Origin of the sequence: Veillonella sp. AF13-2 (assembly GCF_003603295.1) — a bacterium.
Lineage (GTDB): Bacteria > Bacillota > Negativicutes > Veillonellales > Veillonellaceae > Veillonella > Veillonella parvula_E.
Genome location: NZ_QTMT01000002.1, coordinates 340,188 through 361,879 on the forward strand (window position 1 = coordinate 340,188; position 21,692 = coordinate 361,879).

At 38.4% G+C, this 21,692-nt stretch carries 17 protein-coding genes and 1 pseudogene; 4 read left to right on the forward strand and 14 right to left on the reverse strand.

Annotation, left to right across the window (positions count from 1 at the left end):
- Positions 1-20: 20 nt before the first annotated feature.
- Together DWV85_RS09330 and DWV85_RS05445 are read right to left on the reverse strand one after the other, a co-directional pair.
- Positions 21-488 carry a hypothetical protein gene (locus tag DWV85_RS09330; RefSeq protein ID WP_123138226.1) on the reverse strand — a complete coding sequence of 156 codons (468 nt, stop codon included), beginning with the start codon at positions 486-488 and terminating at the stop codon, positions 21-23.
- Positions 469-1,386, reverse strand: a complete 918-nt coding sequence (locus tag DWV85_RS05445; RefSeq protein WP_123138227.1) for a DUF6731 family protein — start codon at positions 1,384-1,386, stop codon at positions 469-471. Before DWV85_RS05445 ends, DWV85_RS09330 begins: the two co-directional genes overlap by 20 nt.
- 144 nt (positions 1,387-1,530) lie before the next feature.
- Between DWV85_RS05445 and DWV85_RS05450 the strand changes: the two genes are divergently transcribed.
- Entirely contained in the window at positions 1,531-2,424 is an 894-nt protein-coding gene (locus DWV85_RS05450) for a hypothetical protein (protein ID WP_123138228.1), read from the forward strand.
- Between the two features lie 44 nt (positions 2,425-2,468).
- On the opposite strand, the gene DWV85_RS05455 is transcribed toward DWV85_RS05450, so the two are convergent.
- The 8 genes and pseudogenes from DWV85_RS05455 to DWV85_RS05490 form a co-directional block, all read right to left on the reverse strand.
- Entirely contained in the window at positions 2,469-3,470 is a 1,002-nt protein-coding gene (locus DWV85_RS05455) for a DNA cytosine methyltransferase (RefSeq protein WP_123138229.1), read from the reverse strand.
- Between the two features lie 313 nt (positions 3,471-3,783).
- Positions 3,784-4,392 carry a hypothetical protein gene (locus DWV85_RS05460; protein WP_004694448.1) on the reverse strand — a complete coding sequence of 203 codons (609 nt, stop codon included), beginning with the start codon at positions 4,390-4,392 and terminating at the stop codon, positions 3,784-3,786.
- Between the two features lie 319 nt (positions 4,393-4,711).
- A complete protein-coding gene (locus tag DWV85_RS05465) occupies positions 4,712-5,578 on the reverse strand; it encodes a sigma-70 family RNA polymerase sigma factor (protein WP_123138230.1) in 867 nt (288 codons plus the stop codon).
- A gap of 292 nt (positions 5,579-5,870) precedes the next feature.
- Positions 5,871-6,935 (reverse strand): ATP-binding protein, encoded by a 1,065-nt coding sequence (locus DWV85_RS05470; RefSeq protein WP_123138231.1) that lies wholly within the window; start codon positions 6,933-6,935, stop codon positions 5,871-5,873.
- Between the two features lie 471 nt (positions 6,936-7,406).
- Positions 7,407-8,555 (reverse strand): annotated as a pseudogene (locus DWV85_RS05475) (glycoside hydrolase family 3 N-terminal domain-containing protein).
- Positions 8,556-8,944: 389 nt separating this feature from the next.
- Positions 8,945-10,375: a [FeFe] hydrogenase, group A gene (locus DWV85_RS05480; RefSeq protein ID WP_038125620.1), complete on the reverse strand. Its 1,431-nt coding sequence runs from the start codon at positions 10,373-10,375 to the stop codon at positions 8,945-8,947.
- A 436-nt stretch (positions 10,376-10,811) separates the two neighbouring features.
- Positions 10,812-11,186 (reverse strand): hypothetical protein, encoded by a 375-nt coding sequence (locus tag DWV85_RS05485; RefSeq protein ID WP_004694437.1) that lies wholly within the window; start codon positions 11,184-11,186, stop codon positions 10,812-10,814.
- Positions 11,187-11,298: 112 nt separating this feature from the next.
- Complete coding sequence (locus DWV85_RS05490; RefSeq protein WP_123138232.1) at positions 11,299-12,396, reverse strand: metalloregulator ArsR/SmtB family transcription factor; 1,098 nt, start codon at positions 12,394-12,396, stop codon at positions 11,299-11,301.
- A 102-nt stretch (positions 12,397-12,498) separates the two neighbouring features.
- Here DWV85_RS05490 and DWV85_RS05495 point away from each other — a divergent pair, with 102 nt between their 5' ends.
- On the forward strand, positions 12,499-13,854 hold the full coding sequence (locus DWV85_RS05495; RefSeq protein WP_123138233.1) for an MFS transporter: 1,356 nt from the start codon (positions 12,499-12,501) through the stop codon (positions 13,852-13,854).
- A 314-nt stretch (positions 13,855-14,168) separates the two neighbouring features.
- Here the strand turns inward: DWV85_RS05495 and DWV85_RS05500 are convergent, their stop codons facing one another.
- The 4 genes from DWV85_RS05500 to sfsA all read right to left on the reverse strand — a co-directional run bounded on the left by DWV85_RS05500 (position 14,169) and on the right by sfsA (position 19,552).
- Complete coding sequence (locus tag DWV85_RS05500; RefSeq protein ID WP_123138234.1) at positions 14,169-14,540, reverse strand: hypothetical protein; 372 nt, start codon at positions 14,538-14,540, stop codon at positions 14,169-14,171.
- Between the two features lie 78 nt (positions 14,541-14,618).
- Positions 14,619-17,087: a DNA gyrase subunit A gene (gyrA, locus tag DWV85_RS05505; RefSeq protein WP_004698046.1), complete on the reverse strand. Its 2,469-nt coding sequence runs from the start codon at positions 17,085-17,087 to the stop codon at positions 14,619-14,621.
- A 170-nt stretch (positions 17,088-17,257) separates the two neighbouring features.
- A complete protein-coding gene (locus tag DWV85_RS05510; protein ID WP_123138235.1) occupies positions 17,258-18,064 on the reverse strand; it encodes a hypothetical protein in 807 nt (268 codons plus the stop codon).
- 222 nt (positions 18,065-18,286) lie between these two features.
- On the reverse strand, positions 18,287-19,552 hold the full coding sequence (sfsA, locus tag DWV85_RS05515) for a DNA/RNA nuclease SfsA (RefSeq protein WP_123138236.1): 1,266 nt from the start codon (positions 19,550-19,552) through the stop codon (positions 18,287-18,289).
- Positions 19,553-19,943: 391 nt separating this feature from the next.
- Between sfsA and DWV85_RS05520 the strand changes: the two genes are divergently transcribed.
- Positions 19,944-20,900 (forward strand): DUF1858 domain-containing protein, encoded by a 957-nt coding sequence (locus DWV85_RS05520; protein WP_004694418.1) that lies wholly within the window; start codon positions 19,944-19,946, stop codon positions 20,898-20,900.
- A gap of 1 nt (position 20,901) precedes the next feature.
- Positions 20,902-21,567: a hypothetical protein gene (locus DWV85_RS05525; protein WP_119563120.1), complete on the forward strand. Its 666-nt coding sequence runs from the start codon at positions 20,902-20,904 to the stop codon at positions 21,565-21,567.
- The last annotated feature ends 125 nt before the right edge of the window (positions 21,568-21,692 follow it).

The window sequence follows — 21,692 nt, forward strand, 5'->3', positions numbered from 1 at the left end:
ACAGTCTCCTTTTTATTAAATTATGATTTTTTTACTAAGTCTCTAAAAATTAAAAGCATTATTTTTGTTAAATTTAATGTATAATATATGCTTAAAGAAAGTGAGGTAAATAAACAAACAATAATTATCGAACTTATCGGTATAGTAATATAATCATTAATATATATGTACTTAACCTTATCAAATAAGTACATGTATATAGATATTATAATGGACAAAATACCTGTATAAATTATACTTTTAAAGCGAAATACTAACTCATCAATCTTACCTCTATTATTCAGCCGCTGCATAACATTCGTTCCGGCTATACCTATAAATAGACTTACTGTAGCAGTAATGAATCCTACGATAATAGAAGCAACTGTGAGAATAGATGATAAGAAATCATCACTTCTCACTTTATCTACATCAAAACCAAACGTCAAAACAATGCTCACGCAAAGAAAAAAAATAAGTATTTTATATTTACCTATTATCATTTTCATTATCTTCGCCTTCACCTATAGCAATAACGGCTAATTGTTCCTTAAATTTTGGTAAAAAAGCCATATAAACTCGATCATAAGTAATTGGATCTGTTTTCGAGTATGTTAAAGAAATACGGTCCTCAACTTTAGATTCGAGAAAATCAATCGTCTCAATTGGACTATTATCATCTCTACGATATGAGGCCTTTATCTTCTTATATCTTGGGTCATTCATACACACTCCTAAAAAGTTACGAATTCCTCCAAGCAAGCCTTTATCTTTAGGTGCAGTACCCATACCATATACTAAGCTAATTCTTCTTGCACCATAAGACTTATCATTTGAAATAACATCCTCTATTGATGCGCCATTTAAATCATAACAAGAAACCTCAACATTTCTTATAATAGCTGTTTCTGGAATCTCCTTAGAGTCAAGAATAGCCTCAAATATAAAACTAATGCCGTCTTCCATAAAAGTTGTTTCTTTATCGCAAAAATAATCTTGAACCTTTGAGGCACTTACACTAAAGAAATTACGTTGTAGCCCCACCAAAGAATGTTCGGGAGAATAAATAATGGTCATATCTTCCCCTATATATTCATCTGGCTCCAAAATAATTTCACTGAATACACCATCTGCACTTAATCTTCCTGGTAAAGTACCGTTTCTAACTTTCACGAAGTTTAACTTCCAAAACCCGTTAGTCTCCTTAGACAAAGACTGTAGAATAATCATATTATCATCATCTTGATTATGTTTCAGAACTCTCTCTTCATGACCACATTCAGATAATTTTATTAATAATCGTTCTAACTTTTTATTAGTATCAATTTCAAAAGATGCTAAATGACCTTCTCTTGAGGATTTAACAAAATAGTAATGGAATTTAAGAGTAAAGCTTTTGTTAGACATATTCAATCCCCCCTTATATAATATAAATTATATAGGAAAGGCTATTACACCACAACTAATAAGTTGATCATTCACTATATATGATAACTTTATACTAATAAACTATTATTTAGTGAATATAAATTTTATAAGAGGAGATGTATTATGAAGTTTACTGAAGCCGAACGGGCTATTCTAGAGTTATTCCAAAATGATACACAATTTAATTTCGAAGGTAATACTTACAAGGTTAACTTTGCAGGAAAACCATCAAGCCCTCATGGTGAGCCTAAAACGGATATTTATATTGAAGCACAAGATATTAATACAAATAAAATAAGAGAAATTAAGATTTCTTATAAAAAAGAAAATGCTGATTTTGTAGAGAATAAAATTAGTAAAGAACGAGCTAAACAACTATTTGGTGATAATTGGGAAACTAAAATAAATGAGGCAACTTACAAATTAAGATCACAATTTCAAGCAAAAAAACTAATTTATAAAACAAAATTCTCAAGAACACAAGCAGGATCAATTACTTTAGGTTGGAAATTTGAGTTAACCAATAAAACTGGTGGAAAACTAAGTACACAACTGGATCTCACAGAGTCCGAAGTAATGGATGTCTATTCAGGTACTAATTTAGCAGCTAACAAAAAAAATGCTTCTGTTAATGGTAAAATTATAGAAAATTCTGGCATAGCTAATTATATACTAATAACAAATAACATTTCATCAATTGAAAATATAATTGATCAATTAGAACCTATTCCCAGTTATGTCAAAAGAAATCCTAATTTATTTTGTGTCTATAAAGCTTTAAACTATAGATCATTTGATGATAGATATGATGGAAATCGCCCTCTTGCAGTTTCTGTGGACTGGACTATAGAGGATTCTAAATTATCTCACAATTTAAACTTTGGCTCCCCTTTAACTATAGGTGGAGATATAGCGTGTGATAAATTAAAATATGCTCTGAATGCTTTACGGAGTATCAATACTAAGGATTTAAATGAAAATAACGTTGTGAACTACGATGAAATTACCCATGAATAAAAAATATGGTTGATATAAATATATCAACCATATTTTTTTTATTTTTACTCTAAAGTAGCTTTAATAGCAGAAGCAATCTCATATGCTAAATTAACTGGAACTGCATTACCAATCATTTTATAGCCTACATCAACTTTACTATAAATAAATTTAAAGTCATCAGGAAAGCCTTGAACACGAGCAACCTCTCTGACCGTCATTCTTCTATATAAATTTTCATGAGATTTAACAAAAATATATTTATTCTTATCAACTTTTTCCATTTTTGGAGCTTGTGGATGAAGTTGACATTGACGACCAGAGGCCTGCACTGTATAAGCTTGTTCATCCCAACTTTTAACACGGTTTCTACTCATAAATATAGTAGAATATGCACCAACAAAATATTCATTATTATTAATAGCATTAGGATTTCTATTATTTTTTTCAAGAGCAGGCACTGCCGAATCTTTCAAATCCCAAATTATATCTCTTAAAGATATTTTATCTTCATCATTATGTGTTGAGCCCGTTGGAAATTTGAAATCGACTTTAAGATCTTTTCTAAATCCTATAAAAAAAACTCTTTTTCGTTCTTGCGCAACACCATAATCCTTAGCATTTACTAAATTAACACTCACATCATATCCAGCATTATTAAATAAGTGTATAATATTTTCTACCGCCTGAGAATGTCTACTAGCAAGCATTCCACTAACATTTTCAGCTAAGAAAAATTTAGGTTTAAAATCCTTTAATATACGAATATAATCATAGAATAATTGTCCTCTTTCATCTTCTATACCTCTTAAAGCTCCTGCTTCAGACCACGATTGACAAGGAGGTCCACCAATAATGCCATCAATATCGTCTGTAATAAATTCTTCTATATCTCTCTTATTTACTTTTCTTATATCACCTTCAATAAGATGAGTATTAGGATGATTAGCTTTAAAAGTATCCCAGATTGTCTTATCATATTCATTAGCAATCGGAATTTGAAATCCAGCACGCTCAAAGCCTAAATCCAAGCCACCACAACCACTAAAAAGACTTATAAGCTTCATAGAATACACCCCTAAATATATATAAATTTACTATTATTATTTTATATAATTATAGCACAAATGTTCGATTTTTTCAACTAAATACTAAAAATATTTAAAAAATTATTTTATAAATACAGAAATAATACCATATCTAGATTAATAAATAAAGACCATAAACTTAACTCTTTAAAATAAAAAAACATTCTTTGCTTACACAAAGAATGTTTTTTATCTGTTTTAAATACCACTATTTATATATTTTCTTATACGCCTATCCTCCTTTTCCAAATTTCTCTCCACCCTCCTATTTCTACTTTCACCGTCCAACGAATTATCTCGTTAGGTCTCTCCAGGCGATAAATAGTTCGGCCACGACTTGAGGGTTTTGGCTGAGTTTGATGCGGGCTAGCATTTTTCGCACGTAGTTGCAGTGTTCTAGCATCGCTTCGTTCAGTTTGTGTTTGACATGACGCGGGGATTGGTACACCAAGATGGGTGCAAAGTCCGCCACATGAATATAGCTCGTATCGGGTTCCGGACCTTCTGTAACGATATATTCATAAGGTATAGCCACGTTAAAAAGGCCATACACCACGTCCTTGCCGATAGGGCGGCGACATTTAATATGAGCAAAGGTTAGATGCGGACCATAGGTCTTAGGTGCGGTATAGCTGCTACGCCGACCATCGCTAGTCATAATATAGTTGGGTCTCAGCCCTTCCTGCATCGCTAGCTCTCGCGTAATCGTGCGCATCGGCAGATGAACCATTTCTTCGCGACCATCCACAAAATAACACTTCGTACTGTCCCCACCACTAGGTTGATAGGTAGGAATAAAACAAACAATGTGATTCTTTGGATTCGTATAGATCAAATCCAAATCTTCTCCCTTAGATAGCCGAGCGGCCATCAAATCTGTTAGTTTATCATCTATTGCCATGGAATCCTCTCCAATCTAATCAGGAACATTCCTTTCAACAATACAATGAACACGTGTTCTGTGAAAGCAGATTAGCATGCTTTAATCTGCTGCTGACTTAATTGTATATCAGCCTGTATAATTTGTAAATATATATACAAAACTATAGAAATTTACGTATATTTAAAGACTTTATGATCTTGTAAAAGTTATATATACCTTGATGTGTCATTATTTTCTCATTTAAATTGAGAATTGCATATTTTATGTATATTTGTTAATCGAGATTAAAAGAAATATGCAATATATAGGATATAAATAAGAAATTAAATTATAATAACTAATGCACACACAAGTGTTCAAAGTCCGTACTCAAATACCTGCGCAGCTTCCGAATGGCTCGTTCGTGGCGCCGTTGGATGGCTTGGCGGCTACAGTTCAATTCTTCACTAACCGATACCAAGCTTTGGCACTCACCGTAGACACGGCGCAGTAGGTCTCGTTGATCAGGAGACAATCTACCTAAGGCCCACACGAGACGCGCACGAAGCCTATGCTCTTCATCGGCACTCATCACCATATCCGCTACATTCTCGCCAGATGCGAAGATATCCATGCCAAAGGCGACTTCTCCATCATCAGTGGTGCGATCTGGGATGTGTATTTCACGGCGATAACGCAATCGCTCACGTTTCCAGTACCGCATGTAACCGTACATAATGCCAGCTTTCACAAAGCCTGGGAACGGTACGGTCCCATTCAAATCAAAGCTATAAATCGATTCTATGAGGATGGCCCAAAGATAGCTCTCTACGTCCTCGCGGAACTCGCGGTTTCCCATGCGATTCGTATAGTGCAAGATGAGCGGTCGATACCTGCGACAGAGCTCGATTTGTGCCGCATCATGACGAAGCTCGTCAGCGGACCAAGGCTGATACCCTACCGTCTGAATCCTCATGTTTGGCTTTTGACAGATGGACACGAGGCTCTTGTCCGACAAGGACGATAAAACTTGATGACCACAGACAAGGGTCTGTAATTTCAATTCCTCTGGAATACTTTCCGTAGACTCATTAGCTTTCGATAGTAAAGAATGAGATGGTAATGCTTGTGTTTCTAACGTTTCTGACTGATAGTTGTCATGTTGTAAGTTTGCAGTTTTAATACATATTTTTTGTACTAAAGGTTCTTCGTTTGTGTATAACATAAATCCCCTTTCCTGCCATGGCATAGCGCTTATGTACACAATACCGCGGAAAGAGTGTTTTGACAAATTGGCAATTCCTTGGAATTTCCCTATATTCTGTTATATTTGAGCCTTAGTTTCCATCCATAGTACACCATAAGCATGCGATTCAAAGGGTAATTGCTGAAAATAGATAATTACTAAAAATGACACCACATACGCAATGTGGTGTCATTATAAGAGGAAATATATACTATCATTGGGTAATAGTATTCAATCTTTAGGTAGTAGTATTCAATCTGAGATTGTCTGATTAAATCGCAATACACGCGGCTTGGACAAAGTCGTTTAGCTGCGGTTTTACATGATTATAATATACATCAGCGCCATAACCGCGCACGATATCGCCCCAGTATTTATATACATAGCGGTACCAGAAATGGAACATACTATTCGTGAAATGGTAATCCGCGTACTTCGCGTTCCCACGGTTACTTGCCTGAATGCGGCCCACGAGTCCCATAGACATAAGATCGTTCAAACGAGATGTAAAGGTACCACTTTTAATTTGGCTTTCTTGTAAAAGCTCCACGTAATACGGTCTTTCCAAGCTAGCAAGGCCCGTTAAAATGGCATTGGCACCGGTTATATTTTTCATATCTCGATGCAAAATATATTGTGTTTCTTCAAAGAGAGCTCCCGTTACTGAGAAGAACAAATTAATAATATTCGTATCAATGCTTTCACCATTATCAAAGTATTGCACATAGGCAGGTAACCCACCGGTTACGGCAAAGACGGTGCGCAAATCATCCTTTGCATAGTGAAGGCCCAAAGATTTCATATCAACCAAGGAAAATGGTTTCACCTCGAGATATTCGGACACGAAAGGACCGATAAGGCTGCGATCGCCAATGATGCGGCCATCGAGTTGTTCCATGCCGTTCGCCATCAAAATGATGTTCAAACGACTCGTATCTTTATAGGTATCTAATAAATCGCGCAAGTGAATGGGAAACTGAGGAACTGCTTCCACCAAGGATGGATAATCGTCAATCACCACAGTTTGAGGTGTTTTCACACTGCTTTCAAAAAGTCTCACAAAAGCCTGCTGCAAACTCTCTACAGGCTCGAATGTATCTTGAGCATTAGCAGGAACAAAACGTGCCTCAAGAGCTCTATTTATATCAGCCACATGGACTGATTCATTGGCCATGCGCCCCGCCAAATATATCGCCTTATGACGGCGTACAAGTTGCGAAGCCACATAGGATTTACCACTGCGATGAGGACCATATACAACACATAAACTCATTTGGCCCATTGCAATTCGGGACTGGATACGCTCTATAATTTCAGCACGTCCCACAAAATTCATATACTCACCTCCAACTATTTACGGAAATTATTATATCATAATTTTAAATCATTATTAAACTTTTTTTCATATAGTTAACATAGCTTTTTATTATGTTAATTTTTTTACGCATCAAATCAGAGCTTTTATGCGATACATGTTGCCTTATCATCATAAAAGGCCTTATGATTACTTTATTTTCATATACATTTGATATCAACATATCCTATAAGGCGTGGTTATATAAGTTATACATTATAAGCTATACATATTAAACTATAGATTTTAATCTATATAGTTTAATATGTATAATTTAATCTATATATTTTAAAAATGACGTGCTACCTGAGAGGTATAGCACGTCATTTGCATATAAAGTATATTAAATTGTTACCGAATTTTCTTATACTAAGTTTCTTAATAGTAAATATCTAACTTGTAAATATCTAATTCGTAAATTCCTAATTACAAAATCTAATATTCCTAAATATCTTATGGATCCATTTGCGTTTGCATTTTCATCAATAAGATGCGCTTAACCGATTCGTTAAGCCGCTCGGTCGTAATCGTTCCATCCGCCACCGCTTGCGTCAGCGCACGATGGACTTCATCGATATGAATCGTATCCGCATCAACAAGAATGAGATCACTGCCCGCCAAAATAGAGGCCACAGCGTAATCGCCTATCTTTTGATTGGATTGCAACGCACCCACATCGATACGATCCGTCATAACGATACCTTTATAGCCGAGCTCCTTGCGAAGCCAACCATCAATAATCGGCTTAGAGGAACTCGCCAAGTGTTCGTTATCGATAGCAGGAATCTGGATATGGCTCATCACAAGCATATAGCTATTCGCCGTCGTCTGCGCAATAAGCCGTTTAAAGACGGCTACATCATTATTGCTGAGATACGCTTTCGCCTCATTAGCTGATCCAAAGGATGCATCCCCTAAGGTCACTGCCGGAAAGTAGTTATAAGCAGACCACATATGATTAATTTGGTAACGCTCCACCATGGCAAGGTTTATATGACCTGCCTACGTGGGGTCGGATGTGTAAGACATATTCGGTACACCAAGGTTAGCATTAGGCCCAATAACCAAGTTAAAGCCCATATCCCGCATTTCAATAGCAGATCGCGTGACCAAATTAATGATACGATCCATAGGCAATTGCCCCCATCGATTGGGCTTCGGCAACCGCAAGAAACTTTCATTCCCATGCAATATGCGATCACGATGCACCGCAATATAGGGTGTCACCATGCTAGAGGTTATCGCCGTTTGCATAATATCGCTGGTGAAAGTTTTCACTTGGTTCTTATTAATAAGATTTTCATTCGTTAGCATAACGCCACTGACACGGTATTTTCGGATCACATCCTTTTGGGATTGTCCTATCGTGCTACCATGAAGGCTGATCATCATCAGCTGCCCCACCTTATCCTCTTGAGACATGGCCGCAATCCAAGTGTCCACCTTTTCAGACACGGGTTTGTTGGACTCCAGGACGGCACGGTACGATACGGTTCGTACCGTTTCTTGTTCTGCCTGACTCTCATGTTGGCATCCAGTTGTACCAACGACAGCAACTAGTAAGGCGAGGCCACTCAGGACCCGCCGAAAAAACTGGTTCATCTCTCCTAAAAGCTCCTTAATGCTTACGCAATATTATGAATATTATGGGCTTTCTATGTTGCTCTCCCAATGCAACACCCATAAGTCCCCTCTTGATCCGTACAGTATATTTCTATATTATACACTAAATGATTCATCTTTTCCTCATAATAAAATAATTTTTTTATACTGAATTATTATAATAAAGTTATACAGTAAAAATATGTGAATTTTGAATAATTATATAAAAAATCCTACAGATCGTTTAGAAAGTGACCGCACTGTAACAAAGGCTACGTGAGTATCAAGTCACTCATGACCCGTAGGATTTTCTATTTTATGTTGTTATACCCTAAATAGCTAACGCTACTATATGTTTACTTGCACCATATTTAAGCAATCGGCTATCATTAGCCTTTAAATTTAGGGGATGTTGGACATGTTTCAGGTGTTACGTCTTTACGAGTACCAAGAACCGCGCTGCGGTCTGTATAGTGTGTGTGTAAAAGTTCGTGTGCCTTATGGCCCAATGGTTCGCCTAAGAAATCTTTGTACAAGGTTTGGATTTCTTCATTTTCATAGGACGCAACCCATTTGTAGTTTTCATCAGCTTCGTAAAGACCGCCGATACGAGCTTCTTTAGTTTTCACGGCTTGCGGCAATTTAGTGCGCGGTTGGCCACCGCCACCAATACAGCCACCTGGGCACGCCATAACTTCGATGAAGTCGTAGTGTTTACCGCTGTCTTTCAATGCATTCAAGAAGTCACGTGTGTTTTTACCACCATGAACAACGGCAACGGACAATGTTACGTCATCACCCAATTGAACAGTTGCCTCTTTTACGCCTTCCATACCGCGAACGTCTTCGAGATGAGTCAACGCGTATGGAGGTGGCTCTTTATCAGTGATGAGCTTGTAAGCCGTACGCATCGCCGCTTCCATAACACCACCTGTGTTACCGAAGATGATGGATGCACCAGTTTCCATACCGATTAAGTCATCAAATTGAGATTCTTCCACTGTGTTGAAGTCGATATGTTCCTCTTGAATCCAACGAATAAACTCACGAGTTGTGATAGAAATATCTGTGTCCATGCCAAGGGATTCGTCATTGTGGTAACGAGCCGCTGCATTTTCTTCTTCCCGTTTCGTTTCTGCTTTTTTAGCCGTACAAGGGTTTACAGATACGGATACAATCTTACGAGGATCGATGCCTTTTTTCTCTGCAAAGTACGTTTTAATCATAGCCGCTTCCATAGCGATACAAGAACGTGTGGAAGACAAGTTAGGAATCAATTCAGGGAAATAGATTTCCGCAAAGCGTACCCACGCTGGGCAACAGCTTGTAAACTGAGGAATTTGACCTCCATTTTTAAGGCGTTCTACAAGCTCGGATGCTTCCTCCATAATGGTTAAGTCCGCACCAAAGTTAGTATCTACTACATAGTCTGCACCAAGTTTACGCAAGGCACCAACCATTTTACCTTCCAAGAATGTACCTGGTTCATAACCAAAGCCTTCACCGATAGATACACGAACTGCTGGAGCTGTTTGGATAACAACGATTTTCTCAGGATCAGCAAGGGCTGCTTTTACCTTTTCAAGCTCGGATTTAGCATGCATGGAATCGAATGGGCATGCTGCGGCACATTGACCGCAATGGATACATACAGGCACATCGCCGTTTGCATCAAGGTCGTAGTAATCAAGAACGCTCATTACATCCGCACAAGCGCGACGGCATAACGTACAGTTTTTACACTTGGAAATGTCGTGATAAATGGATGGATTGTCGAGTGCAATCGGCACGCGTTTATCGATAAATTCGTATTGAGACATGAGGACCTCCTCTAACAAACTATAACTACCAAACCTATTGGGGCAAAATATGCCAAACTACGGAGCACTGCGCCCAAGCCATACTTCTGCATCTTACCTATAGTATACGCTATGGTGAAAGTTTATACTATGTAGAATTGTTACACTTTTGCACAAAATCTCCAAAAAAGTGTAATGTAAATCACATTTTAACATAGAATAATGAATAATTCATCTATCTTAAGGGCGTTAACTAACGTGCCTTAATAAGTGACTTACTTATTAGCACTATAAAAACTAATGGCTTAATTGTTAATACTATAAGAACTAAAACAAAATTATATTGTACATAAAAACGCACGTTCTTCTAAAGAACGTGCGCAAGTGAAGCTTTCACAAAATCATTCAATCTAGACAAGCCTGTACTAATCAACAGTGTACTGTCTATAGGATTCAATTATTTACCGCCCCAAATAAGTTGGAATACAGCGTACGCAGGCGTACCTGGCTCAACTTTACGGCTATTTTTATTAACTTGTTCCTCTTTCACAACATAACCTTGTGGGTTATAAAGAGTCACCTTAAGATCCTTAACTTCCCGTTTTTTATGATTGAACTCTTCAGTCACGATGTAGTGGTAACCTTCGTAGTCCATAGCTTTAATGTCCATTACCGCTTTTTTATCATCTTTTTTAACGGAATCATTGTCGATAGACCAAGTAACACCATTACTATCAGTGCCTACTGTATACCAATTAGCCGCATCAACACTACCAATACCGCCGATTAATAATGCACCTGCTGCCAAAACAGCTGCCAATGTTTTTTTCATATTAATACCTCTCAAAGAAAATACAAAAATATACAAATTAGTATATAAGGGAAAACTAAATGTTATATGAAAACTATCTCTATCAACCCACAACATGATAATTCATCTTCTCTTAATTTCGAAAGAAGCGATAGAAATTTGGCATAAGTTGAGTAACTAACTCTGTCGGTTCATATAAAACAAACTTCTTCACTTTTCTTGCTTTCAATAACTTTGCATCTTTTAAAATTTGTAAGTGTCTCGATACACTTGAATCAGTCATTAATAAAATTTGTGCTAAAGACTGCGTCGTACATGGTTTCTCCAAAATATAGTTCATAATTTGTAGCCGCACTGAATCACTCAAAGCTTTAAAAATAGTAACTAATTCCTCCGGCGTGGAGTTATAGTAACTTGGTTGCTCCATAATATCATAAGTAATAGCAATTCCTTGATTAAAAGGTTCAACAAACAGATGTGGCCAAATAAAATAGCTTGGTAACAACATAATAGAATCGCTATCCTTTAAATGAATCTCTTGGTCAAAAGGTTTAATAATGGATAAGGCATCTTTTTCCCAATGGATTCGATCAATTTGTAAATGATTAAACATCTCTATAAAACCTTTTTCCCTCAAAAATGAAGATTGCTTTTGTATTTCAATTAAAAGCTTTTGCTCAATTGATTTTTCTTTCCAAGTATCATCAAAAATTGATTTTCTATACCAATCAATAAAAGAAAAAAGTCTCCTGTAAACACTTGTAGCATTTCGTCTCAAATCTTTAAGCAATTGATCATTTTCATTTAAAGAAAAATCTTTCCACTCTAGTCCTTTAGCTAATGTTGGAATAAAGGCATTTTCTCTATCATCTACTATTCTCTCCAAATACTCAATTAATCGAATAGTTGAATAATTAGCAAGAAATTCCTTTAAATTTTGTATTTCCTCTTCAATCGTTGTCATATGAGAGCGAAAATTACAAAGCAAAATAGGAGAGACCCCAAGTTCATAAAAAAGTTGGAAATAATGAAGATTCTCATAAAATTCTTCAGTAAGTTTATCTTGTATCTCAATCACCCAGTCAATATTAGTTCCATGATGGCGAGGATTTAGAAGAACATGTAAACTTCTAAAAAGTTCATTTAGAGGGGAATACACAAATTGTATTCTTTGTATCAACGTTTCATTTGTTTTCAAAGCATAATCGCTAAACCGAATTCTAATAGCCATAAACATCCTCCTGAACGATTCGATATTTTTTGAATCGTTTGATTATAGACTTTAGACTTATTATATTATACTTAATAGTTTTAAAGAAAAGGAGAAATCTTTATGAATAAACAATTGCAAGATTTACTCATAACAATTGTTGCAGGTATGGGAATGTTATTATCCACTCTTGATACAGGAATTATCAATATAGCATTACCCTTTTTAAAAGAACAGTTTCAAACTTCAACTGATATTGCAGCCTTCACAATAACTGGTTATACTTTAGCTTTAGCTATCTCTATCCTACCTTTAGGCGTATTAAGCGATAAATTTGGAAAATTAAAAATTTCTTATTTAGGATTCATGCTTTTTGGTCTGAGTTCTCTATTTTGTGGCTTAATTAACAATATCAATTTATTGATTATTGGACGAATTTTTCAAGGCATAGGAGCCGCTGCTTTACAAGCTACTTCTGCCGCACTAATTACAACTTTAGTGTCTGAAAAACGTAAAAATAGCTCTATTGGTATTCTAGGAATTATGATTGGTCTAGGCCCCATCCTAGGGCCTTCTTTAGGCGGGATTATACTTTCTTTAAGTTTCTGGCAACTTATTTTTTTGATAAATATTCCTTTTGTAATTCTCGGAATTGCATGTAATAATTTCCTTCTCAATAAACTCTCCGAAAAAAACAACAACCGACAATTAGATATGCTTGGAATTACTATAAACACTCTCATGTTAGTTTCTCTCTTATTAGGATTATCTTTATTAAACAAATCACATCTATTTGTAGTTGGTATAATCCTGATACTATCTAGCTTGTTGCTCGGAATTATATTTTACTATGTGGAACTTAAGAACAAACACGCACTTATCGATATCAAAGGATTAAAAAATAATCCTCAAGTAATCTCTTACCTTTTTCAAACAGTTACTTTTGGCTTTGCCTCTGCAATGATCTTTTTACTTCCCCCCTTCATTTTTGAACAATCATATCATCTAGAAGTGGGGCAAACTGGATTTCTTGTTCTAGGAGCTCCTACAGGGCTGGTGCTTTTTTCAAGAATATCCAGTAAAATCAATAACGGCAATAAAAATAAGCTATTTAGCCATATTGGTCTAAGTATTATTATCATATCCTTGATTTTTCTCTTACTGATCAATCCTAACTGGCCTTATCAACTCTTAACATTAGGATTATTCATCTACGGTATTGGTGGAGGATACTTTCAACCTGCTAATATTGCCAGTATTATGCAAGCCAGTCCTATGGAAATCCAAGGAAGTACAGGAGCTTTGCAACGAATGCTGCAAAATGTTGCGATTTCAATCGGTTCAGCTATTGGTGCAACTTGCTTAAATATCTGGTCAAATGATTTATTATTAGCAACTCGAATTGGATGGGGAATTACACTAATTCTGGTTATTATAAGTTTAAAAGAAGTATTTAAATTTTCCCATCATAATAGTTAATACAATCTAATCCAGAGGCTGTAATTAAAACTAAGTTTTAATTACAGCCTCTTTGTCATATCTATTCAATAACACACCTACCTAAAACAAAAACACACTCACCTTGGAATATTCTCTCTGTATGAAAAAAATGAATCTGACACGATTGAATATGAATATTCGCTCTGTAAGAGTACTAATAATATAGAAAGCCCCGAACTATTCTGAAAACGACTTAGGTCACTATGGAGGCTTTCAGGATAGTTCGGGGCTACTTATACGTTCTGAATATCTAAATAGACAGAGCGAATATCAGCTTCTATTAAATTGTTGGATTATTTCCCCCATAGGGCCTGCATAACTTCCGCTCCCATGGTATCCGGTTCAATTTTCGTAGGTTTTTGTGCTTGTTTACTGGATAACAATGCTATACCAGCATTGCTATATACTGTTGTATCAAGTTCTGTCCATGTTTTTTCTTTGCGATCGATCCGTACTGTGTAGATATATGTAAAGCCTTCTACATTGTTAATTTTAACAAGTACTGTAGCCGCATCATCTGTCTTATATACAGAAGAGTTGTCAATAAACCATGCCGCATCGTCAGCATCAGCATCGATATAGTACCAGTCAGCAGCACTAGCTTGACCAAAGCCACTTACAAAGAAAACCCCTGCTGCAAACATAGCAGCTAACCATTTTTTCATTTTTAAACTCCTCAACACTAGAGGCGACCATCTAAGATGGTCGCCCATGGTTACTTAATAGTTATATAGTGTTTTATATTATTCTACTTCTTCTTCGATTTCAGCGCCTGGAATAACAGCAATACTAGCTACCTTATCACCTTCGTCGAGGTTTTGTGTTTTCACACCAGAAATAGCTTTGCCCTTCTTCACAGCGATGTCATTCATATTGAAGCGGATGATTTTGCCTTGCTCAGAAATAAGCATGACTTCGTCATCGTTATGAACAACTTCTACGGCTACTACATCGCCGGTTTTGTTCGTAATCTTGAAGTTCTTAGAGCCTTTACCACCGCGTTTTTGCAATGTATAAGCTTCCGCATCATTGCGTTTACCAAAACCTTCTTCAGAGATAGTAAACACTTGTGCTTCACTTTCATCAGTATTAAGAACACCAGCGCCTACAACTACGTCGCCTGCATTCAATTTAATGCCGCGCACGCCGTGAGCCGCCCGTTTCATGAGGCGCACATCGTGCTCGCTGAAGCGAATAGCGATACCCAACTTAGTGCCAATCAAGATATCTTGGTTGCCAGTCGTTACATTAACGGAAATCAAACGATCGCCTTCGTCGAGGTTAATTGCATTGAGGCCAGAACGACGGATATTGCGGTATTCTTCAATAGCCGTACGTTTTACAACGCCGAACTCAGTGACCATGAATAAATTTACATCTTCATGAACCCGTTCAAGGTCGATCATAGTCGTAACGGATTCGCCTACCGCGAGTGGCAATACGTTAACCATAGCGGTACCGCGAGAGTTGCGAGAGCCTGCTTCCGGCACTTCGTACGCCTTGAGGCGATATGCACGGCCTGCAGATGTGAAGAATAACAATGTATTATGGGTCCGCACATGCATAATTTGCGTTACATAATCATCTTCCTTCGTCTTCATGCCGATAACGCCAGCGCCGCCTTTATGTTGGTTGCGATATACGTTCGCGTTCATGCGTTTGATGTAACCTTGTTTAGTCAAGGTAATAACCATCTCTTCGTCAGCGATGAGGTCTTCTACATCAAGGTCAGACGTATCGATGGTGATTTCAGAACGACGAGGATCGCCGTATTTTTTCTTCATATCATCGAGTTCGTCTTTGATGATTTGACGTTGACGCGCTTCGCTAGCCAAGATAGCTTTCAAATCTTCAATCAATGCCAATAATTCCTTGTATTCCTCTTCGATTTTCTCGCGTTCCAAACCTGTTAAACGGCGTAAACGCATGTCGAGGATGGCTACCGCTTGTTTCTCTGAAAGACCGAATTTTTGCATTAATGCATTGCGTGCAATTTCGTCAGTTTGGGAACTGCGGATGGTAGCGATTACTTCATCGATGTGGTCGAGGGCAATCAACAAGCCTTCCAAGATATGAGCACGCGCTTCAGCTTTGTTAAGCTCGAATTGAGTGCGGCGTACGATAACATCTAGACGATGATCTAAGTAGTAACCCAATACTTCTTTCAAATTCAATACGCGAGGATGTCCATCTACGAGAGCTAGCATAATCACGCCGAATGTTTCTTGAAGTTGAGTGTGTTTATATAATTTATTAAGTACGATGTCTGGTTGCACGTCAGCCCGCAATTCGATAACGATGCGCATACCTTGGCGGTCAGATTCATCGCGAAGTGCTGTAATGCCATCGATGACCTTATCACGACTCAAGTTCGCAATGGTTTCAATGACGCGAGCCTTATTCACTTGGTACGGAATCTCAGTCACTACGATTTTATGCTTGCCCTTGGACATCTCTTCGATGGTTGCACGAGCACGCATTTTAACGCTACCACGACCTGTGGAGTACGCTTTTTTGATGCCTTCTCGGCCCAGAATGAGTGCACCAGTCGGGAAGTCTGGACCTTTAATAGCGGTCATCAATTCATCTACAGTCACATCCGGATTGTCGATGAGCATCGCTAGACCATTACATACCTCGTTGAGATTATGTGGTGGAATATTTGTTGCCATCCCTACGGCGATACCGCTGGAACCATTGATGAGAAGATTAGGAATCTTCGCTGGCAATACAGTTGGTTCTTGCAAGCTTTCATCATAGTTCGGCATGAAATCAACAGTTTCCTTGTCGATATCGGCAAGCATTTCTGTTGTAATCTTCGCCATACGTACTTCGGTATAACGCATCGCAGCGGCACTATCGCCGTCGATGGAACCGAAGTTACCGTGACCGTCTACCAAGAGGTAGCGCGTATTAAAGTCCTGCGCCAAACGAACCGTCGCGTCATAAACGGAACTATCACCATGTGGATGATACTTACCAAGTACGTCACCGACGATACGAGCGGATTTCTTGTACGGTTTATTTGGCGTCATGCCTGTTTCATGCATCGCATACAAAATACGACGATGTACTGGTTTCAAGCCATCGCGCACATCTGGAAGCGCACGCATAACGATTACGGACATTGCATAATCGATGTACGCGTTCTTCATTTCTTTATCAATCTGAACGGGATGAATATTCCCGTGGGACCATTGTTGGTCTGCCACAATCTCACCTCATTTTACTAACACTGATACTAATTCATCATATAATTATAGCATTTTTGCGTATATAACGCTATATTTTGTAAAAGTTCCTTCCCATTACATGACCCAATTGTACAACTGTTGCATAGCTGTAATTAATTCTATAAAATATAGTAACCTCTATCTCTTATTCAATGAGCCGCATGTTGTATCATATGATCTAAAATGCTAACAAAATCTCGTTCTACAGCCGAAGTGTCGTTACCAGTACTACCAATACCTGTTAGCATGGTTTCTTTCCAATCATTTTTTGCCATAAATCGAAAGGCGATCAAATACTTAGCTTTTGTTTTGTCCGCTTCTCCTTTTGGTAGATAATAAAAGCCTACGCTTCTATCAGAACGAGGGTGCAATAACGCTGGGCTGTCTTGCGGTTTATACAGGCTATATATAGATTTCATAAAGGTTAGAATATCTCCACCCTTTACAGATTCGTCTACAAAGATAATCTCATCATATGTGAATAAAGATATCTTATTAGTACCTGCTACACGTGTCGCTTTAGACTTAGCTAACTCCAAGGCTTCCTCGTGCGTCGCCATCCGCATGCCATACTGCCTAGCACGTTCCACTAACGAACCATTCAAATGAACTAAATACGCTTGTGAATACGCAAAATCCGCATCATTTTTTCGCTCACCACCAGGGGCCGGCAATGTTGGCGACTTGACTACAGAATTTGTAGTAAAGGAAATACCATTACTTTCATCATAAAACACATACACATTTCGCTGGAATGGCTTCTCCTTTTCTACCACAGACGACTGAAGAACAAGCTTCGGATGCACAACCGAAAACTCCTTCTCCACGCTAGACTTGATATCCTCTGGTGTAGCAGGATCACCATTCTCCGTCGTCCAAATGAAAGAACAACCACTCAACACAACACTACAAACACCAACGACAACCAACAACACAAACTTAACAAACAACCTCATACACAAAATCTCCCCTCTCTCCTTGCACTAACTTTATAATGAATATGCTGATATAGCTATAGATAGGATTAAATTATTATTGATGGGACACCTCTATAGCTAGTGTTTTAAAAAGTGCTATTACCTATTGATGAGCGACTTAGGTCACTATGGAGCGAAGAGATAGGTAATAGCACTTTTTAATTAATTACGTATATAGTTCTCGGGCCCCATCAATAATAATTACCTATTAACTAGTTCATCTAGCATATTCATCCTGTAATTTTCTATTACGTTCATAAAGATTTGATTGTGTATCGGGTTTTCGCTCATTCCGAATAGATGGCTATTGCAGTCACAGTCGCTGCACCCAAAGTTCGGTACATTCCATTCCGCAATAGCTCGCACTGCATCAGCGAGAGCACATTCTACGTCAATTTTGGTTAGTTCTATATCTGCGCTTTCACGAGCAGCTGGAGCATCGTCAGAGAGTTTACCTTTACGCCGTTCCTGAGCAGAAGTTGTCATAGCCTGCGGCCGCCCACTAGTACGAATCGGCAAGCCCGCTATCATTTCACAGTGACCGCGGAAGTAATCTAGATGCCAATGCATTTTCTTCCGTTTTCGTTTATGACGTTCAATGCGTTTCGTTAAATTTGCCTTCGCGGAACCAACATACATATAGTAACCAGGTTTGAAATGCATCATCCCTTTAGAACCGATTTCGAGATCTAGGTCGTGATTGAGGTACATGACCATCACATACACACCACTATCATGAGCCTCTGTGTCGAGGATACTACTTGGATAGGAACATTCATGTGTCACCGTAGGCATGGTGAAAGTCTCATCCCACGCCACAGCCACAGCTTTCCAATCTAATGAAGGTGCCACCTCTTTAAAGGTTTTAGCAAATTCCAAATCCGTATGATAATCTGGCAAGAACCACTGCGCTTGATCCCATTGTACGAGGAATAGAACACCCGTGTGGTAGCCTTCATTTTGTAATTCTTTCAGATGCAATAAATGCTTGCGGCCTCGCTCTGTAATAGCATCAGGGAACATGGCTCCCATCTTAGAGAACAAGGTACACGACTTAACCTCTAGTAAAAACTCATCCCCCTTATCATTGGTGAGGAGCAAGTCAAATCGAGATGATGTGCCATGTAGTTTAACCGTATATTCCCGTCTCACTACGCGCCACTCCTCCCAACCAGGGATACATTTATTTTCAATCAAATGTTGCGCCACATCGTTGCTGTAGTTTGTATCGAGCATGATAACAACGCCATCGCGCTCGATGCCTACCACGCGATATTTCGTCTTCGCATCCGGTTTATCGTGAGGCACGATGTACATCGTTACCCCCGTAAACAAGAGCTCCCACATGCGACCAGGATTTGGCAAATGAGCGAGTACACTTTCACCATTCAAATCTAAAGTCACCACAAAACGGTTCGGGCGACCTATATATGTTGCTTTTAAAATAGTATCGTAAAGGACTTTCATCGTTTCTCCTACATCAAGAACACTCTATATGTCTATTATACGATATGTAACCTTGGGTTTCATCTGTAAACAGTATCGTATATAATGATAGTTAGTAAACAATCAATAATTAATATTGAAAAAGTTCTATTTTTGTAGCTTGGGTTACATTATTGTTTGTTAAAATGGTTTATACTAAGAGCGTCGGGTCAGTATTCTAAATACCCATACTGATCATTACGCCGGGTTTTGATGAGGCATCGCCTAGTTGATCTCATCCCACTGTCCGTATTATGTGCGAAGCTTTCACAAAACCCTAGGCGTAAATAATTAATATATAAAGAGTTTAATAGATTAACTAAGTAGTTTTAGCCACTATTCTCCGCAGAGAGGGCTCGAGAAAGGATTTAATATGGCACAAATTGCAGCAAATTTACAACGCATAAAAAACGGTCAACGCCGTTATGCAATTACACCTCGCGTTCCTGCAGGTTTCATTCAACCAGATCAATTACAAAAATATATCGACGTAGCAAATGAGTTCGGCGCTGTTCTTAAATTAACTGGCAGCCAACGCATTATGATTACGAATTTGAAAGCAGAAGACGTAGATAAAGCATGGGAAATGCTTGGCATGGAGCCAGCGTACACTGTGTCCAACCGCGTGCGCAGCGTAAAAATCTGCCCAGGTACTACCTTCTGTAAACGCGCTAAACAAGACAGCGTACACCTTGGCATGCAAATTGAACGCAAATATTTATCTCTTGAAATGCCAAGTAAAATGAAAATCGGCGTGTCCGGTTGTCCAAATTCTTGTACTGAAAGCCGCATGAAAGATGTGGGCGTTATCGGTACTGTAGACGGTTGGAATGTATACGCTGGCGGTAGCGGCGGTGCGCATCCACGCATCGGCGACCTCATCGCAGAAGTTAAAACAGAAAAAGAAGCTCTTGCATTAGTTGATCGAATCATCGCATACTATAAAGAAAACGCACAAATCGAACGCATGGGCGAATTCATCGACCGCATTGGTTTAGAGGCTTTCAAAGCAGCTGTATTGGGCGACCTTGAAGGTGCTCCAGCTGAAAGCAAGTCCGAAGAACCAGCTGTGTTCTTGCCTGGTCAAGGTAACGATCCTGAAGTAGAAGCACCACGCCTCGAAGCAGGTTCCCCTATCACTCCAGACACAATTATTCGCGACATCGTTGAAACCTATCCACATGTTGTACCTGTATTACAAGGTATTGGTATGGGTTGCCTAGGTTGCCCATCTGCAACAGCTGAGCCATTATGGCAAGCCGCAGAAATCCACGGTTTTAATGTATACGATTTAGTAGAGAAATTAGAAACAGCACGAAAAGGAGCTTAATATGTCCGCATTCTTAGGTCACATCCATTACTGGTTATATCGCAAAATTCAATTGCTCGTTGAGCGTGAAAATTTGATTTTAGAAAAAACTTCTAAAGTTGTTGATGATTTGGCGGAGGAACTACACTCCATCTCCGTAGATACATACGGCGAGCCAATTAATCCAAGCATTCCCTTGGAAAATATCATCGACCATGGCAATATTCACGGCTGGTTAGCTAACCAAATCAACATTGCTTCCGTTCGTGAAGCAGCTTTCATCAAAGATATGCTCGACACAAATTCCGGCGATGAAGCAGTACACGTAGTAACCGCTATTCTAGATGCCTTTGCAGTACAAGGCCAAGCATGTGGCGTTGTGGCTCAAGATAACCTTGAAGAACACACTGCACCAGCGATTTACAATGCGTTACAAAACTTCTACGTAAATGGCATGCCTTGCGATGGTGGTGACCAAGTGGTTTCTGAAAGCCCAGACGAGTTTACATGGGTTGGCGACCACAGATTACAAGCAGGCTACTGGCGTACAGCAGGCGTTGACCCTAAATTCATGGCATTAGCCTACCAAACATGGTTCGAAGCTTTTGTGAAAGCTATCGATCCAGCCTTTGAACTTGTAACAACAGAAGAAAACGGCACACGTTTATATACCATTCGTAAAAAATAATATAAACTATCTACTCTCAGATATATGTACTGAAAAAGGAGCGTAACTTACGCTCCTTTTTTCATACCTATTTTTATATAAATTATACAATAGCTTAACTATTTTCGAAACTGTAGCCATAAGCA

Excerpts from the sequence above, each read along its gene's own strand:
- DWV85_RS09330 (WP_123138226.1), bottom strand. The coding sequence starts at position 488 with ATGAAAATGATAATAGGTAAATATAAAATACTTATTTTTTTTCTTTGC.
- DWV85_RS05445 (WP_123138227.1), bottom strand. The coding sequence starts at position 1,386 with ATGTCTAACAAAAGCTTTACTCTTAAATTCCATTACTATTTTGTTAAA.
- DWV85_RS05450 (WP_123138228.1), top strand. The coding sequence starts at position 1,531 with ATGAAGTTTACTGAAGCCGAACGGGCTATTCTAGAGTTATTCCAAAAT.
- DWV85_RS05455 (WP_123138229.1), bottom strand. The coding sequence starts at position 3,470 with ATGAAGCTTATAAGTCTTTTTAGTGGTTGTGGTGGCTTGGATTTAGGC.
- DWV85_RS05460 (WP_004694448.1), bottom strand. The coding sequence starts at position 4,392 with ATGGCAATAGATGATAAACTAACAGATTTGATGGCCGCTCGGCTATCT.
- DWV85_RS05465 (WP_123138230.1), bottom strand. The coding sequence starts at position 5,578 with ATGTTATACACAAACGAAGAACCTTTAGTACAAAAAATATGTATTAAA.
- DWV85_RS05470 (WP_123138231.1), bottom strand. The coding sequence starts at position 6,935 with ATGAATTTTGTGGGACGTGCTGAAATTATAGAGCGTATCCAGTCCCGA.
- DWV85_RS05480 (WP_038125620.1), bottom strand. The coding sequence starts at position 10,375 with ATGTCTCAATACGAATTTATCGATAAACGCGTGCCGATTGCACTCGAC.
- DWV85_RS05485 (WP_004694437.1), bottom strand. The coding sequence starts at position 11,186 with ATGAAAAAAACATTGGCAGCTGTTTTGGCAGCAGGTGCATTATTAATC.
- DWV85_RS05490 (WP_123138232.1), bottom strand. The coding sequence starts at position 12,396 with ATGGCTATTAGAATTCGGTTTAGCGATTATGCTTTGAAAACAAATGAA.
- DWV85_RS05495 (WP_123138233.1), top strand. The coding sequence starts at position 12,499 with ATGAATAAACAATTGCAAGATTTACTCATAACAATTGTTGCAGGTATG.
- DWV85_RS05500 (WP_123138234.1), bottom strand. The coding sequence starts at position 14,540 with ATGAAAAAATGGTTAGCTGCTATGTTTGCAGCAGGGGTTTTCTTTGTA.
- DWV85_RS05510 (WP_123138235.1), bottom strand. The coding sequence starts at position 18,064 with ATGAGGTTGTTTGTTAAGTTTGTGTTGTTGGTTGTCGTTGGTGTTTGT.
- sfsA (WP_123138236.1), bottom strand. The coding sequence starts at position 19,552 with ATGAAAGTCCTTTACGATACTATTTTAAAAGCAACATATATAGGTCGC.
- DWV85_RS05520 (WP_004694418.1), top strand. The coding sequence starts at position 19,944 with ATGGCACAAATTGCAGCAAATTTACAACGCATAAAAAACGGTCAACGC.
- DWV85_RS05525 (WP_119563120.1), top strand. The coding sequence starts at position 20,902 with ATGTCCGCATTCTTAGGTCACATCCATTACTGGTTATATCGCAAAATT.